Annotated in this window: 13 protein-coding genes; 6 read left to right on the top strand and 7 right to left on the bottom strand. The window is 61.8% G+C overall.

Going from position 1 to position 13,961, the window contains the following annotated elements; translation table 11 throughout:
- Positions 1-15 precede the first annotated feature (15 nt).
- The 5 genes from JQ600_RS31230 to JQ600_RS31250 all read left to right on the top strand — a co-directional run bounded on the left by JQ600_RS31230 (position 16) and on the right by JQ600_RS31250 (position 5,881).
- Positions 16-1,296 carry an ABC transporter substrate-binding protein gene (locus JQ600_RS31230; RefSeq protein WP_212390930.1) on the top strand — a complete coding sequence of 427 codons (1,281 nt, stop codon included), beginning with the start codon at positions 16-18 and terminating at the stop codon, positions 1,294-1,296.
- A 174-nt stretch (positions 1,297-1,470) separates the two neighbouring features.
- On the top strand, positions 1,471-2,310 hold the full coding sequence (locus tag JQ600_RS31235; protein ID WP_212390931.1) for an ABC transporter ATP-binding protein: 840 nt from the start codon (positions 1,471-1,473) through the stop codon (positions 2,308-2,310).
- A gap of 105 nt (positions 2,311-2,415) precedes the next feature.
- The gene (locus JQ600_RS31240; RefSeq protein ID WP_212390932.1) at positions 2,416-3,642 is read left to right on the top strand and encodes a phenylacetate--CoA ligase family protein; all 1,227 of its coding nucleotides are present in this window, start codon (positions 2,416-2,418) and stop codon (positions 3,640-3,642) included.
- 399 nt (positions 3,643-4,041) lie between these two features.
- A complete protein-coding gene (locus tag JQ600_RS31245; protein WP_212263964.1) occupies positions 4,042-4,368 on the top strand; it encodes a hypothetical protein in 327 nt (108 codons plus the stop codon).
- Between the two features lie 319 nt (positions 4,369-4,687).
- Positions 4,688-5,881, top strand: coding sequence for a CaiB/BaiF CoA-transferase family protein (locus JQ600_RS31250; protein ID WP_212390933.1), 1,194 nt, complete (start codon positions 4,688-4,690; stop codon positions 5,879-5,881).
- An 81-nt stretch (positions 5,882-5,962) separates the two neighbouring features.
- Here the strand turns inward: JQ600_RS31250 and JQ600_RS31255 are convergent, their stop codons facing one another.
- From JQ600_RS31255 to JQ600_RS31275, 5 genes are all read right to left on the bottom strand, one after another.
- On the bottom strand, positions 5,963-6,784 hold the full coding sequence (locus JQ600_RS31255) for an outer membrane protein (RefSeq protein WP_211997455.1): 822 nt from the start codon (positions 6,782-6,784) through the stop codon (positions 5,963-5,965).
- A gap of 158 nt (positions 6,785-6,942) precedes the next feature.
- The gene (locus JQ600_RS31260) at positions 6,943-8,460 is read right to left on the bottom strand and encodes a tripartite tricarboxylate transporter permease (protein ID WP_212263962.1); all 1,518 of its coding nucleotides are present in this window, start codon (positions 8,458-8,460) and stop codon (positions 6,943-6,945) included.
- A gap of 18 nt (positions 8,461-8,478) precedes the next feature.
- A complete protein-coding gene (locus tag JQ600_RS31265) occupies positions 8,479-9,021 on the bottom strand; it encodes a tripartite tricarboxylate transporter TctB family protein (RefSeq protein ID WP_212263961.1) in 543 nt (180 codons plus the stop codon).
- A 164-nt stretch (positions 9,022-9,185) separates the two neighbouring features.
- Positions 9,186-10,280 carry an S-methyl-5-thioribose-1-phosphate isomerase gene (gene mtnA, locus JQ600_RS31270; RefSeq protein ID WP_212390934.1) on the bottom strand — a complete coding sequence of 365 codons (1,095 nt, stop codon included), beginning with the start codon at positions 10,278-10,280 and terminating at the stop codon, positions 9,186-9,188.
- Positions 10,277-11,152, bottom strand: coding sequence for an S-methyl-5'-thioadenosine phosphorylase (locus JQ600_RS31275; RefSeq protein ID WP_212390935.1), 876 nt, complete (start codon positions 11,150-11,152; stop codon positions 10,277-10,279). The genes mtnA and JQ600_RS31275 overlap by 4 nt, the downstream gene beginning before the upstream one ends.
- 162 nt (positions 11,153-11,314) lie before the next feature.
- On the opposite strand from JQ600_RS31275, the gene JQ600_RS31280 reads away from it, so the two are divergent.
- Complete coding sequence (locus JQ600_RS31280) at positions 11,315-11,965, top strand: class II aldolase/adducin family protein (RefSeq protein ID WP_212390936.1); 651 nt, start codon at positions 11,315-11,317, stop codon at positions 11,963-11,965.
- Between the two features lie 15 nt (positions 11,966-11,980).
- Here JQ600_RS31280 and JQ600_RS31285 read toward each other — a convergent pair whose 3' ends face one another.
- The gene (locus tag JQ600_RS31285) at positions 11,981-12,928 is read right to left on the bottom strand and encodes a tripartite tricarboxylate transporter substrate binding protein (protein ID WP_212264009.1); all 948 of its coding nucleotides are present in this window, start codon (positions 12,926-12,928) and stop codon (positions 11,981-11,983) included.
- Positions 12,929-13,152: 224 nt separating this feature from the next.
- Positions 13,153-13,950, bottom strand: a complete 798-nt coding sequence (locus JQ600_RS31290; protein ID WP_211997449.1) for an enoyl-CoA hydratase/isomerase family protein — start codon at positions 13,948-13,950, stop codon at positions 13,153-13,155.
- Positions 13,951-13,961: the final 11 nt, after the last annotated feature.

Here is a 13,961-nt window from a genome sequence, read left to right on the forward strand (position 1 = left end):
CCCGGAGGAAATATAATGACGATGAAGATTTTATTGAGCACCGCTTCGCTTGCGCTCCTGCTCGGCGTTACTTCAGCCAGCGCGCAAGCCCCGATCTCGCTGGGCCATCTTGCCGATTACTCGGGCGCCACGTCCGACGTCGGAACGCCGTTCGGACAGGGCGTCGCCGACACCTATGCCTGGATCAACAAGAACGGCGGCATCAACGGCACCCAGGTCAAGGTCGATACCGTCGACTACGGCTATCAGGTGCCGCGCGCCATCGCCCAGTACAAGAAATGGTCGGGCGCCGACAAGGTTGCAGCCATTCTCGGATGGGGCACCGCCGACACCGAAGCCCTCACCGGCTTCCTCGCCGAAGACAAGATCCCCGACATCTCGGCGTCCTACGCTGCAGCGCTTTCGGACCCGACCGGCGCCGGCGGCAAGGCCAAGCCCGCACCCTATAATTTCTTCTATGGCCCGAGCTATTCGGACGCCGTTCGCGGCATGTTGACCTGGGCTGCCGAGGACTGGAAGGCCAAGGGCAAGCCGGGCAAGCCGAAATTCGTCCATATGGGCGCCAACCATCCCTATCCGAACGCGCCCAAGGCCGCGGGTGAAGCCATCGCGGCTGAACTCGGCTTCGACCTGCTGCCGCCGATCGTGTTCGCGCTGACGCCGGGTGACTACAGCGCGCAGTGCCTGACCCTGAAGAGCTCCGGCGCCAACTACGCTTATCTCGGCAACACCGCAGGTTCGAACATCTCGGTCCTGAACGCCTGTAAGGCTGCCGGCGTCGACGTTCAGTTCCTCGGCAACGTCTGGGGCATGGACGAGAATGCCGCCAAGGCCGCCGGCGCCGCCGCCGACGGCGTGGTGTTTCCGCTGCGCACCGCCGTGGCCTGGGGCGGCAACGCTCCCGGCATGAAAACCGTGATGGACATCTCCAAAATGTCCGACGCGGGCGGGACCGCCTACCGTCCGGTCCACTACATCGCCGGTGTCTGCACCGCGCTCTACATGAAGGAAGCCGTCGAATGGGCTGCCAAGAACGGCGGCGCCACCGGCGAGAACGTCAAGAAGGGCTTCTACCAGAAGAAGGATTGGGTGCCGGCCGGCATGGACGGCGTCTGCAATCCGTCAACCTGGACCGACAAGGATCACCGCGGCACGCTGAAGGTCGATCTCTACCGGATGAAGGTCACCGGTGCGACCGACGCGCCGCTCAACGATCTCGTCAAGAACGGCGCGATCAAGCTCGACAAGGTGAAGGTCATCGACTTGCCGCGCAAGGCCGAATGGCTGGGCTGGTAATCTAGCGGGTTGCCTCCGGGCAACCTTAACACTCCGCCGTCATCCCCGCGAAAGCGGGGATCCAGTACGCCGCAGCCCATCCGCAAGATCGCAGGCGGCTCTGGAATACTGGATCACCCGCCCCAGTGCGCAATTGCGCACAAGGCGGGTGATGACGGCAGCAGGTGATCAGACATGACAGAAGCAACTCAAATTGATCGCGCACCGGCGGCGGCGCCAACCACCGCGCCGCTGCTCGATGTGCGCAACATCGAGGTGGTGTACGACAACGTCATCCTGGTGCTGCGCGGCTTGAGCCTCGACGTGCCGAAAGGCGCGATCGTGGCACTGCTCGGCGCCAATGGCGCCGGCAAGTCGACGACGCTGAAGGCGATCTCCGGCCTGCTCAAGACCGAAGACGGCGAGGTCACCCGCGGCGAGATCGTGTTCGACGGCGAGCGCATCAACGGCATCGATCCCGACAAGATCGTCCGCCGCGGCATCTTCCAGGTGATGGAGGGCCGCCGCATCATTTCAGACATGACGTCGGTGGAGAACCTCAAGCTCGGCGCCTTTACCCGCACCGACAACGAGGTCGGCGCCGACATCGACATGGTCTTTCGTTATTTCCCGCGCCTCAAGGAGCGCACGGGGCTCGCCGGATACCTCTCCGGCGGCGAACAGCAGATGCTGGCGATCGGCCGCGCGCTGATGGCGCGCCCGAAGATGATCCTGATGGACGAGCCGTCGATGGGGCTGTCACCGCTGCTGGTCAAGGAAGTGTTCGGGATCATCAAGGAGATCAACCGCGACCTCGGCGTCACCATCCTGCTGGTGGAGCAGAACGCGCGGGCGGCGCTCTCGGTCGCGAGCCACGGCTACATCATGGAACAGGGCAAGGTGGTGCTCGACGGCTCGGCCGACGAATTGCGCGACAATGAGGATGTGAAGGAGTTTTACCTCGGCGGCGCCGGCGACCAGCGCAAGAGCTTCAAGAACCTGAAGAGTTTCAAGAGACGGAAGCGGTGGCTGTAACAGCCGTCATTTCGGGATGCGCCTCTTGGCGCAGGCCTCAGATGCGCAATGCACATCATAGCCCGCGCTTCGCGCGCCCCGGGATGACGAAAGAAAGACTGACTCATGACCGACCATTACGACGCCCTTGAAACGCGTGAGCCGATCCAGCGCGAGGCGGAGTTGTTCTCGCGGCTGCCGGACGTGCTGCGCCGGGCGATGGCAGCGCCTGCCTATGCCGAGCGCCTGAAGGGCACCGATCCGGCTTCCGTGACCGACCGGGCCGCACTGGCGCGCCTGCCGGTGCTGCGCAAGTCCGAACTCCCTGCCCTGCACAAGGCCGCACCACCCTTTGGCGGGCTCGTGGCGGGCCTCCCGGGGTCGTTCGGACGGTTGTTCACCTCCCCGGGGCCGATCTTCGAGCCTGAGGCTGTTCATGCCGACCCCTGGCGCGGCGCGCGGGCGCTGTTTGCAGCCGGCTTCCGGCCCGGCGACGTCGTGCTCAACACCTTCAGCTACCATCTGACGCCCGGCGGCTTCATTTTTGACGCCTCGGCGCGGGCGCTGGGCTGTGCCGTCATCCCGGCCGGCCCCGGCAACACCGAAGCGCAGTTCGAGCTGATCGAGGCCTATCGGCCGGTCGGCTACAGCGGCACGCCGGACTTCCTCAAAATCCTGCTCGATGCCGCCGCAAGCGCCGGGCGCGACGTCTCTTCGATCAAGCGCGCGCTGGTGTCCGGCGCGGCCTTTCCGAAATCGCTGCAGGACGAGGTCAAGGCGCGCGGCGTCGATGCCTACCAGGCGTTCGGCACCGCCGACCTTGGCCTGATCGCCTTCGAGACCGCGGCCCATGACGGCATGGTCGTGAACGAGGACCTGATCTTCGAAATCGTGCGGCCCGGCACCGGCGATCCCGTCACCCCCGGTGACGTCGGCGAGATCGTCGTCACCTCGCTCGATCCGCACCACCCCTGGATCCGGCTCGCGCTTGGCGATCTCACAGCAGTGCTGCCGGGGACAAGCGCCTGCGGGCGCACCAACATGCGCATCAAGGGCTGGATGGGGCGGGCCGATCAGACCACCAAGGTCAAGGGCATGTTCGTGCGGCCGGAGCAGATCGCCGAGATCGGCAAGCGTCACCCCGAACTAGGACGGTTGCGCCTCGTCGTGACGCGATCGGGCGAAAGCGACCTAATGACCCTCAAGGCAGAAACAGCCAGTCCGAATGCCGGCCTCATGGAAGCGGTTGTCACAACACTCCGAAACATAACAAAACTCGGAGGTATCGTGGATTGGGTCGAGCCTAAGTCATTGCCAAATGATGGAAAGGTGATTGTCGACGAACGCAGCTAACGCGAAGTCCGTCAACCGACAAGCACAATTTCGACGAGCACTTACAAGCAAAGAGGCGGCTCTGGGAACCAGCCATGGAGCCAGTATAAAAACTTGAGAAATACCAACACGCCTATGAAATGCATCTTCCTCGTCAACTCAATTGCCGCGCGAATTATTGCGGCGTTCTTCTTGACGAAGCGGCCAGCGAGAGGAAGGCGTTCCACGCGCAACGTGACGGATGCGTCGTAATTCAGCCACCGCTCCGGCGCACTATGCCACAGCCATACCGCACATGGACCGTTTTAATCGTCCGCCGCTCTCACATTGACGTTCATTCTCATCGCTTCTGCTCATGGCTCCTGGAACGTTTCCGCCTGCTCCGGATTGGCGCTGGACGGTGCAAGCTGAATCGGAAAAATGCAAAAAGTGCTGCGCAAGAAGGCCGTGCAAAGGGCGTTTACGATCTCTCTACTGGCTGCAACAATCTTGCTGTCGGATTCGGATCGTATGCTTCAGAAAGGTCATTTCTCCATGGCCAAAGCTGTCGCTTCGGATGAAAAGCCTGGCACTGCCACCAAAAGTACCACGCCCCCTGCACGCGATCCCAAGCTGGCAGTGGAGGAGGAATATCAACTGGCGCGACGACTGAACACGGTTCAGTCACTGGAGCTCTTCATCGCAAGGCATCCGGACGATCCTCTGGCAGCGAAAGCGCGAGCCGATTTGCGACGACTATCGCGCTAGAGAGGGATGATTGGGTTGGGCCGTGACGGCGGGTCATTCTGTTATCGTGCCCCGGACGCAACGCAGCACGAGAGCGGCGAGCCGGGGCCCATGCTACTTCGGGGTTGTTTTCGCGATTTTGTGTCCGGGCCTTGCGGTGCACCGCCCGTAGCGCGCCGAAGACGCGCGTGAACGCGCTGCGTCCGGGCTCGAGGTCGCGTGTGCTGGCAGCGACATGCTATGCATCCCGGCGCGGACACCATCCGCGATGATGGCATGACAAGCCCATGCATTTCGCCGATAATTTGACCTCGACCAATTGTAGGCTGGAGACTCCTTGATGCCCTCCCCGCGCGCCTCGCAGGCCCTTTCCCGTTTCACCGTCCTCGACCTGACCCGCGTCCGTTCGGGGCCGACCTGCGTGCGGCAGCTCGCCGACTGGGGCGCCAATGTCATCAAGATCGACGCGCTGCTGGAGGACTCGGCCGGCGAACAGCCGGGCGGCCCGCGCCAGGGCTCGGACTTCCAGAATTTGCACCGCAACAAGCGGGCGATGACGCTCAACCTGAAGGACCCGAAGGGCCTCGAGGTGTTCAAGCGCCTTGCCGAGAAGGCGGACGTCGTGGTCGAGAACTTCCGGCCCGACGTCAAGGCCAAGCTCGGCATCGATTACGAGAGCCTGCGCAAGATCAACCCCCGCATCGTCTATGGCAGCATTTCCGGGTTCGGGCAGGACGGCCCCTATCACAAGCGGCCGGGCTTCGATCAGATCGCCCAGGGCATGGGCGGGCTGATGTCGGTCACCGGCGCCCCCGGCGAGGGCCCGATGCGGGTCGGCATTCCCGTGGCCGATCTCACGGCCGGGCTGTTCTGCGCCCTCGGCATCCTTACCGCGCTGCTCGAACGCGACGTCTCCGGCGAAGGCCAGTGGGTGCAGACATCGCTCCTGCAGGCCCAGATCTTCATGCTGGATTTCCAGGCCGCGCGCTGGCTGATGGAAAAGGACGTGGCCAAGCAGGCCGGCAACAACCACCCGACCAGCATTCCAACCGGCGTCTTCAAGACGTCCGACGGCTATATCAATATTGCCACCACCGGCGGGCGGATCTGGGAGCGCTGCGCGCAGGCGATCGGCGCGCCTGAACTCCTCACCAATCCCGACTACGCCACCTCTCCCGCCCGCTCGAAGAACCGCGACGCGCTCAATGCTGCCATTGGGAAGCTCACCGAGAAGAAATCCACCGAGACCTGGGTCAGCGAGCTCAACGCCGCCGGCGTGCCCTGTGGCCCAATCTACTCGATCGACCAGATGTTCGACGACGACCAGGTCAAGCATCTCGGCATCGCGCAGCACGTGCCTAACGACGAAAACAGGCACATCCAACTGGTCGGCCAGCCGATAACTTTGTCGCGGACGCCAAGCAGCATGGCGGCACGTCCGCCGGAGTTCGGTGAACAGACCGAAGAAGTGCTTGCTGAATTCGGTTTCGGCAAGGAAGAGATCGCCGATCTCAGGCAACGCAAGGTGGTCTGAGCGGCATCAGCACGGCTGGAACTCACCACACGAAAAAGCCCCGGAAAACCGGGGCTTTTTTTATTCCTATCGTTCTGTCGCTCAGTACTTGGCGACGACCGGACCCGCGGTGAACTGGTAGTTGATGCCGGCGCGGGCAACATGGTCATGGAACCTGACGGTGGTCTGATTGGCCGTTCCGCCGAAGTAGGTCTTCGAGCCGAAGTCCATATAGAGATATTCGAGCTTCGCCGACCAGTTCCTGGCGAATTTCTTCTCAAGGCCGGCTCCAACTGTCCAACCCACACGCGTCTCACTTCCGGACACCGTGGTCCCAATGACCGTGAACGGTGCGCCGATGGTGACGTTGCTGTTGCCGTCGAACAGCTGGAAGATCCCGGTCGGCGTCGTCGCCACCTTGACCTCACCAACCGCCAGACCGCCTGTCGCGTACAGCAACAAACTCGGGTCAACGAGGACGCCGCCACGGGCCCTGAAGGTTGCAAACCAGGGCAAGCTCGTGGTGGTGTCGGCGAACAAGGTTGCACCTATGTTGCCGACTCTGATCGCTCCGAGTTGATCACGCGATCCTCCGCGTTCCCCCGTACCCTGGATGTCAGCTTCAAGTCCGACCACCCAGGTGCGATCCAGCTGCCAATTATAACCGATCTGCGCGCCGCCGAGACCGCCATCGACATTCTGCCCAAACGTGGTGATCCCAAGCGGTGCACCCGGTTCGAACGTGTTACGCGCCCTGCCCCAGCTATAGCCGCCGTTGAGACCGACATAGAACCCGGTCCAGTTGTAGCCGGGATCGACGATCACGGGAGCCTTGGTATACGGCCGCGGGGCCAGGTCGGCAGCGAAAGCGCTTGTCGTGAGCAGCGAAACAATCGCGGCGCCTGCAATCAGAATGCGATTCATGGGGGATTCCCTAAAACGTGAAATTGAACTGGAACCAGTATACAGAAACGGATGCCGTATCCTGTTACCCGGGAGCAACAAGTGGACACAATTGAGTTCCATCGGCGGATTAGCCGGCGTCAGGGTGAAAAAACACCAAATCCGCCCTAAATATCTGGCTAGGCGTTACTTTTTGACGTCCGCATCAGCCGGGCGAAACTGCCAAATAGCTTGTCGATCACGGGCCAGAACAGGAGAACGATCGCCAGTGTTGTAATCGAGCCAACAAGGCCGTTGGACCAGAACACCTTCATGTCTCCGCCGGATCCGATCATCGACAGGCGGAACGCATCCTCCGCCCGGTTGCCGAGTACCAGCGCCAACGTGAACGGCGCGAGCGGTATTCCGATCTTCTTGAAGACGTAGCCGACGACGCCGAAGCCAAGCATCAGCCAGATGTCGAACATCGCATTCTGGATGGCATAGGCACCGATCGCGCAGGACACCACGATCATCGGCGCGACCGCTGCGAACGGCACCCGCAGGATCGAGGCAAAGATCGGCACCGTCGTCAGCACCAGCACAAGACCGACCACGTTGCCGAGATACATCGAGGCAATCAGGCCCCAGACGAAGTCCTTGTGTTCGACGAACAACAATGGCCCGGGGTTGAGGCCCCACACCATCAAGCCGCCGAGCAGGATTGCCGCAGTGCCGGAGCCGGGAATACCGAGCGCCAGCATCGGCAGCAGTGCTGCCGTACCCGAGGCATGCGCCGCCGTTTCCGGCGCAAACACACCTTCGATGCGGCCCTTGCCGAAACCGTCCGGGTCCTTGGAAAAACGCTTGGCGAGATTGTAGCCCATGAACGAGGCCGCAATCGCGCCACCCGGCGTAATGCCGAGCCAGCAGCCGATGAACGACGAACGAAGCAGCGTCACCCAATATTTCGGCAGGTCTCTCCAGACCGACAACACGACGCGCAGACTGATCCCGGCGGCGTGTCCGCGCAACGCGAGGCGCTCTTCCATCGTCAGCAGTATCTCGCTGATGCCGAACAGGCCGATGACCGCGACCAGAAAATTAATGCCGCGCAAGAGGTCAGTCGAACCAAAGGTCATGCGCAACTGGCCGGACACCGTGTCCATTCCAACGCCGGCGAGCAGCAGACCGAGCGACATCGAAATGACAGTCTTGTGCTTGGCCTCGCGGCCAAGCCCCACAAAGGAGCAGAAGGTGAGCAGATAGACCGCAAAGAATTCAGGCGGGCCGAACTTCAGCGCAAAGGACGAGATCATCGGCGCCAGAAACGTGATCAACAGCACCGCCACCAGCGAACCGATGAACGAGGAAGTAAACGCCGCAGTCAGCGCTTCCGCAGCCCTGCCCTGCTGCGCCATCGGATAACCATCGAAGGTGGTCGCGACCGACCAGGCCTCGCCGGGAATGTTGAACAGGATGGACGTGATGGCGCCGCCGAACAGCGCGCCCCAATAAATGCAGGACAGCATCACGATGGCCGAGGTCGGATCCATCGTGAAGGTCAACGGCAGCAGGATCGCCACACCGTTCGGCCCGCCAAGTCCCGGCAGCACGCCGACGAAAATGCCGAGCACCAGCCCGACCATCATCAGGACGAGCGTCTTCCATGTCAGCAGGACGGCAAAGCCGTGCATGAGTAGACCGAAGGCTTCCATCAGACTACCTGCGATCTACTAACGGCCGAGGGCCGCTTCGAGCGGGCCCTTCGGCATGATGACGTCAAACGCGATGTCGAAAGTCACGAACATCACAGCGGTGAACACAAAGGCCGTCAGCAGCGACTTCCACAACGCGATCTTGCCGACCACGCGCATGAAGGTCGAAACCAGGAGGAAGCTCGCGACATAGAGTCCGAGAAATTGCATGGCCAGACAGAACAGCAGCGTCGGCACGAACACGGCCATGACGCGGCGAAGCTGGGCCTGCGTGACGAAAGTCTCGGCGGCTTCCTTGCGCGACAGGAAAGCGGTGACGAGACCATAGAGGCTGGCACCACCGAGGATGACCGACAGATAGAACGGAAAATAACCGGCCTGCGGGCCGGTGGAGTCCCAGGCGGCGCCGGTGCGCCAATTGTCCCATCCGAGCGTCAGCGCGAGCGCCAGAAGGAGCAATGACACCACGACGTCGACGATGCGGACGCTCGTCACGACAGGTGAATTGACCTCAGGCGCGGTTGGATCGTCGACGACGATTTCGATGTCGGTATTGGACATTGGATGAGATCTATCCCGGCTGACTGACGTGGCATACGGGATACAGTGCTGGTGTTGGCCGCGTCAATGTAACTTCAGCGAATGCTTTGGTTTGACGCGTGTTCTCAACGCGAACCGGCTTCCACCCTCGGATCAAGTCCGAGGGCATGCTTCGCGCGAAAACGCTACCGGACCCGATCGGGAAACGTGCTCGCAAGTGCAGCACGTTCAGGCCTCAGCACACCACGCTCGGTGATCAATCCGGTTACCAGCCGCGCCGGCGTGACATCGAACGCATAATTGGCGACCGGCGATCCCGCAGGCACCACCCGCACCGTTTCGATACGCCCATCGGTGGTGCGGCCGGTCATGGTCGCGACTTCATCGGAAGCGCGCTGTTCGATCGGAATCTGCTTTATTCCGTCGTCGATACTAAAGTCGATGGTCGGCGACGGCAGCGCAACATAGAACGGCACGCCGTTGTCGTGCGCGGCGAGCGCCTTCAAATAGGTTCCGATCTTGTTGCAGACGTCGCCATTGGCAGCCACCCGGTCGGTTCCGACGATGGCCAGATCGACCATCCGGTGCTGCATCAGGTGGCCACCGGTGTTGTCGGCGATCACCGTATGCGGGACACCATGGTGGCCAAGTTCCCACGCCGTGAGGGAGGCGCCTTGATTGCGGGGCCGGGTTTCGTCGACCCAAACATGGAGCTTCAGGCCCCGATCATGCGCGAGGTAGATCGGAGCCGTCGCGGTACCGAAATCGACCGTCGCCAGCCATCCAGCGTTGCAGTGCGTCAGGATGTTGACCGTCTCTCCCGGCTTGGTCGCGGCAATCGCTTCGATCAGCGCCAAACCGTGCTGTCCTATGGCCTGATTGATCGCGACGTCCTCCTCCGCGATTTCAGTGGCGCGCTTGTAGGCCGCCGCGACACGTCCTGACGGCGGCAAGGGCCGCAGCATCCCGTGCATTTCATCGAGCGCCCATTTCAGGTTGATGGCCGTCGGCCGGGTCGCAATCAGCATCTTGTAGGCAAGGTCAAGCGCGGCATCGGAGGCATCGGCGCGCATAGCCAGCGCCATGCCATAAGCGGCGGTTGCGCCGATCAGCGGCGCGCCGCGCACCAGCATGGAACGGATGGCTTCGCCGGCGTCCGCCGCACTCGTCATCCGCGCGATGACGAAATCATGCGGCAGCCGTCGCTGGTCGATCGCCCCGACCGACCATCCATCGGGCTCGAGCCAGATGCTGCGAAAATGCCTGCCATCGACCTTCATGAACGCAACACCCTGCCGGCCACCGCGTCGAGCTTGCTGAGCAATGCGGGATCTCGCGCCTCCGGCGCCGTGATCAGCGCGGTATCAAGGGCCCGATCCGAGCCGATCGGACACGGTTCGTGCTCGCGCGGGAAATCCCTGGCAAGGCGCGCAACCAGGCCCTTGGCCTTTTCGGCATTCGAGTTCAGCACGCGAATGATGTCCTGAACCGTCACGGCGTCGTGCTGGGGATGCCAGCAATCGAAATCGGTAACCATCGCCACGCTGGCGTAACAGATCTCGGCCTCACGGGCGAGCTTGGCTTCCGGCATGTTGGTCATCCCGATCACCGAATAGCCCTGCGTCTTGTAGGTCAGGCTCTCGGCAAGGCTGGAGAACTGAGGGCCTTCCATACAGACATAGGTGCCGCCTTGCACGGCCGCGATGTCCTCGGCCTTGGCGGCCTCCGCCAAATGCACCAATAGACGCGGTGACACCGGATGAGCCATCGAGACATGGGCAACGCAGCCTCTGCCGAAGAATGAACTTTCGCGCTTGTGGGTGCGGTCCACGAATTGATCGACGAGCACGAATGTGCCGGGTGGCAGATCCTCCCGGAACGAACCACAGGCCGAGAGCGAAATCAGGTCGGTAACCCCTGCCCGTTTCAGGACGTCGATATTGGCGCGGTAGTTGATGTCCGAAGGCGACAGAACGTGCCCTTTGCCATGCCGGGGCAGAAATACGATCGGCAGCCCAGCGATGACACCATGCCTGACGGGCGCAGAAGCCTCACCCCAAGGGCTTTCGATCGCCTCGTCGCGGACATTTTCCAACCCCGGCAGATCGTAAATGCCGGATCCGCCGATAATGCCAAGCACGGCATTCGTCATGATTGCTCCCAGAATGTTTCCCGGAGCGACCGCTCCGGCTTGTTCCCAGCACGCTTGGATGTTCGACTATACTGCGACGCAATAATCAACCATTGTTCGCCTACTGCAAAGGCCCTCTGGCAGGGCTGGTGATTTGACGCTGCAGCGATCAGGAGAAAGTAGATGTCGGCCACCAGCGAGCGGAAAAAGCGCCAGTCCATCATCGACGCCTGCCGCAGCATGAATGCGCTTGGCATTAATCAAGGCACGTCCGGGAATATCAGCCTGCGGCATGACACCGGCCTGCTGATCACGCCGACCAGCGTGCCCTATGAAACGATGCAGCCGGAGCAGATCGTGTTCATGGGTCTGGACGGTTCGTTCGACGCGGCGCAGCGACCGTCGAGCGAGTGGCGGTTTCACCTCGACATTCTGAAGGCACGGCCCGAGGTCAACGCGGTGGTGCACGCGCATCCACCCTATTCGACGATCCTCGCGATCATGGGTCTGGAAATCCCGCCGATCCATTACATGATCGCGGTCGCCGGCGGCGACACCATCCGCTGCGCGCCCTATGCGACGTTCGGCACGCAGGAACTGTCGGAACACGCCGTTCGGGCGCTCGAGGACCGCCTAGCCTGCCTGCTGGAGCATCACGGCATGATCGCCATCGGACCTTCGCTGTCGAAGGCAATGTGGCTTGCGGTGGAGGTCGAAGCGCTGGCGCGGCAATACCACGGCTGCCTTCAGATCGGCACGCCGCGCTTGCTGCCCAAAGCAGAGATCAAGAACGTTCTCGGCAGGATCGCTGGATACGGTCCTGCCGGGAAATAACGCGCTACGGCAGGCTTACTTCGCCACGAAACCGGCTTCGTTCATCAGCGAGGTGTTGAGCTTGTCATCCTCCTCGAGGAACTTCACCATGTCCTTGCCGGTTAGGAAGATCGGCTTCAGCGCCTGCTTTTCCATGTATTCCTTGTACTCTGCGGTCTGCGTCACCTTCTGGAACAGATCGACATAGAACGCCTGTTGGTCCGGCGTGACCTTGCCCGGCAGGAACATCGCGCGCAGCATCAGATACTGCACGTCGAGCCCTTCTTCCTTGCAGGTCGGGATATCGTTCCAGGATTGCGTCTCGGTGACCTTGGTCTTGTAGGCGATACGCTCCTTGTCGAACACGCACAGCGCGCGGACCTGGCCGGCGCGCCAGACCTCGAGATTTTCGGACGGATTGTTGACGTTGGATTCGGTGTGGTTGCCAACCAGTTGCGTCGCGGCTTCGCCGCCGGATTTGTACGGCAGATAGGAGAACTTCGCGCCTGTCCTCTGCTCCATGAACACGGTGAGCACGTGATCCTCGCGCTTGGAGCCGGTGCCGCCCATCTTGAACGGCGAACTCGCAGCCTTGGCGGCCGCAACGAATTCCTTGACGGTTTTCGGTCCGGCGGCATTGTCCCACAGCACGAACTGATCGAGCGCAACCACCGACACCGGCGTGAGATCGCGCCAATTGAAGGGAATCTTCGCCGACAACGGCAGCATGTAGATCAGCGAATAGGCGATCAGCACCTTGTTGGGGTCGCCGTCGCTGGATTTCATATACATCAACGCCTCGGCGCCGGAGGCTCCGCCCTTGAGCGAGACCACGATCGGCTGCTTCATCAAATTATTCTTCTGGATTGCCGCCTGCATCATCCGAGCCATCTGGTCGGAGGCGCCGCCGGCACCTGCTGCGACCACGATTTCAACCGGTTTGGTCGGCTCCCAGGCAGCGAACGCCGGTACGCTGACGATCATGGCCGCCAAGGCGGCCGTGGCTTTCAGAATCTGTCCCACGTGTTTCTTCCCTATGTCTTTGTTTTAATTATAGAAACGCAAACACACACGGTACCATTGTGCGGATTTAACAACGCCAGTTCAAGTCGAACCGGCCCACGCTGCCTATGACTTTCGCATGAGCCGAGCAAACCAGGTTCGCGACGATACGGAAACCCAATCGTGATTGAAGCTAGGCCCGAACCCTATTTGCCCTTCCAGTTCGGCGTACGCTTGTTGAGGAAGGCATCCATTCCCTCGCGAAAATCCTCGCTCATGTAGGCGCGCAGGATCAGATCCCGGCCTTCCTCGCGCGACAAAGTGCGGCGGATACGAAGCACCGCTTCCTTGGCGGTTTCCATCGTGATCGGCGCATGACCAGCAACGAGCTTGGCGGTTTCATCGGCGCGGCGCTGCAGCGTCGGAACGTCAGGGACGACCTCGTTGAGCAGACCGAGTGACAGCGCCTCGGGCGCCTCGATCAACCGCGCCGTGAAAATCAGGTCCTTGGTCCGTGCCGGCCCGACCAACGCAACAACCCGGCTGATGTTGGACATCGACAGGCAGTTGCCCAGCGTGCGCGCGATGGGAAAGCCGATGCGCGTCGTTGCGGTGCCGATCCGGATATCGCAGCAGGCGGCAATCCCGGCGCCGCCACCGGTGCAGGCACCAGCAATGGCCGCAATCGTCGGCACCCGGACCTTCTCCAATGTGCCCAGCACGCGGTCGATCCGCTCCTCATATTCGAGTGCGTCTTCCGCGGTCTTGAAGGCACGGAACTGCGAAATGTCGGTACCCGATGCGAACGCCTTTTCCCCCGTGCCGGTCAGGATCATGGCCTTGATCGAGCGATCCTGGTTGACGCTCTCGCAGATCGCCGCCATCTGCTCATACATCGCAAAGGTCAGCGCGTTTCGCGCCTGCGGCCGGTTGAACGTCAGCCGGGCGATACCGTCCTCGACGGAATAGAGCAGGTCTTCAGTTGCAGCTACCGGTGCGTTCATCGCAGTTCTTT

It is taken from the genome of Bradyrhizobium sp. AUGA SZCCT0176 (assembly GCF_018130145.1).
Taxonomy (GTDB): Bacteria; Pseudomonadota; Alphaproteobacteria; order Rhizobiales; family Xanthobacteraceae; genus Bradyrhizobium.

Excerpts from the sequence above, each read along its gene's own strand:
- JQ600_RS31290 (WP_211997449.1), bottom strand. The coding sequence starts at position 13,950 with ATGAACGCACCGGTAGCTGCAACTGAAGACCTGCTCTATTCCGTCGAG.
- JQ600_RS31280 (WP_212390936.1), top strand. The coding sequence starts at position 11,315 with ATGTCGGCCACCAGCGAGCGGAAAAAGCGCCAGTCCATCATCGACGCC.
- JQ600_RS31240 (WP_212390932.1), top strand. The coding sequence starts at position 2,416 with ATGACCGACCATTACGACGCCCTTGAAACGCGTGAGCCGATCCAGCGC.
- JQ600_RS31250 (WP_212390933.1), top strand. The coding sequence starts at position 4,688 with ATGCCCTCCCCGCGCGCCTCGCAGGCCCTTTCCCGTTTCACCGTCCTC.
- JQ600_RS31230 (WP_212390930.1), top strand. The coding sequence starts at position 16 with ATGACGATGAAGATTTTATTGAGCACCGCTTCGCTTGCGCTCCTGCTC.
- JQ600_RS31265 (WP_212263961.1), bottom strand. The coding sequence starts at position 9,021 with ATGTCCAATACCGACATCGAAATCGTCGTCGACGATCCAACCGCGCCT.
- JQ600_RS31245 (WP_212263964.1), top strand. The coding sequence starts at position 4,042 with ATGCAAAAAGTGCTGCGCAAGAAGGCCGTGCAAAGGGCGTTTACGATC.
- mtnA (WP_212390934.1), bottom strand. The coding sequence starts at position 10,280 with ATGAAGGTCGATGGCAGGCATTTTCGCAGCATCTGGCTCGAGCCCGAT.
- JQ600_RS31285 (WP_212264009.1), bottom strand. The coding sequence starts at position 12,928 with ATGATCGTCAGCGTACCGGCGTTCGCTGCCTGGGAGCCGACCAAACCG.
- JQ600_RS31275 (WP_212390935.1), bottom strand. The coding sequence starts at position 11,152 with ATGACGAATGCCGTGCTTGGCATTATCGGCGGATCCGGCATTTACGAT.
- JQ600_RS31255 (WP_211997455.1), bottom strand. The coding sequence starts at position 6,784 with ATGAATCGCATTCTGATTGCAGGCGCCGCGATTGTTTCGCTGCTCACG.
- JQ600_RS31260 (WP_212263962.1), bottom strand. The coding sequence starts at position 8,460 with ATGGAAGCCTTCGGTCTACTCATGCACGGCTTTGCCGTCCTGCTGACA.
- JQ600_RS31235 (WP_212390931.1), top strand. The coding sequence starts at position 1,471 with ATGACAGAAGCAACTCAAATTGATCGCGCACCGGCGGCGGCGCCAACC.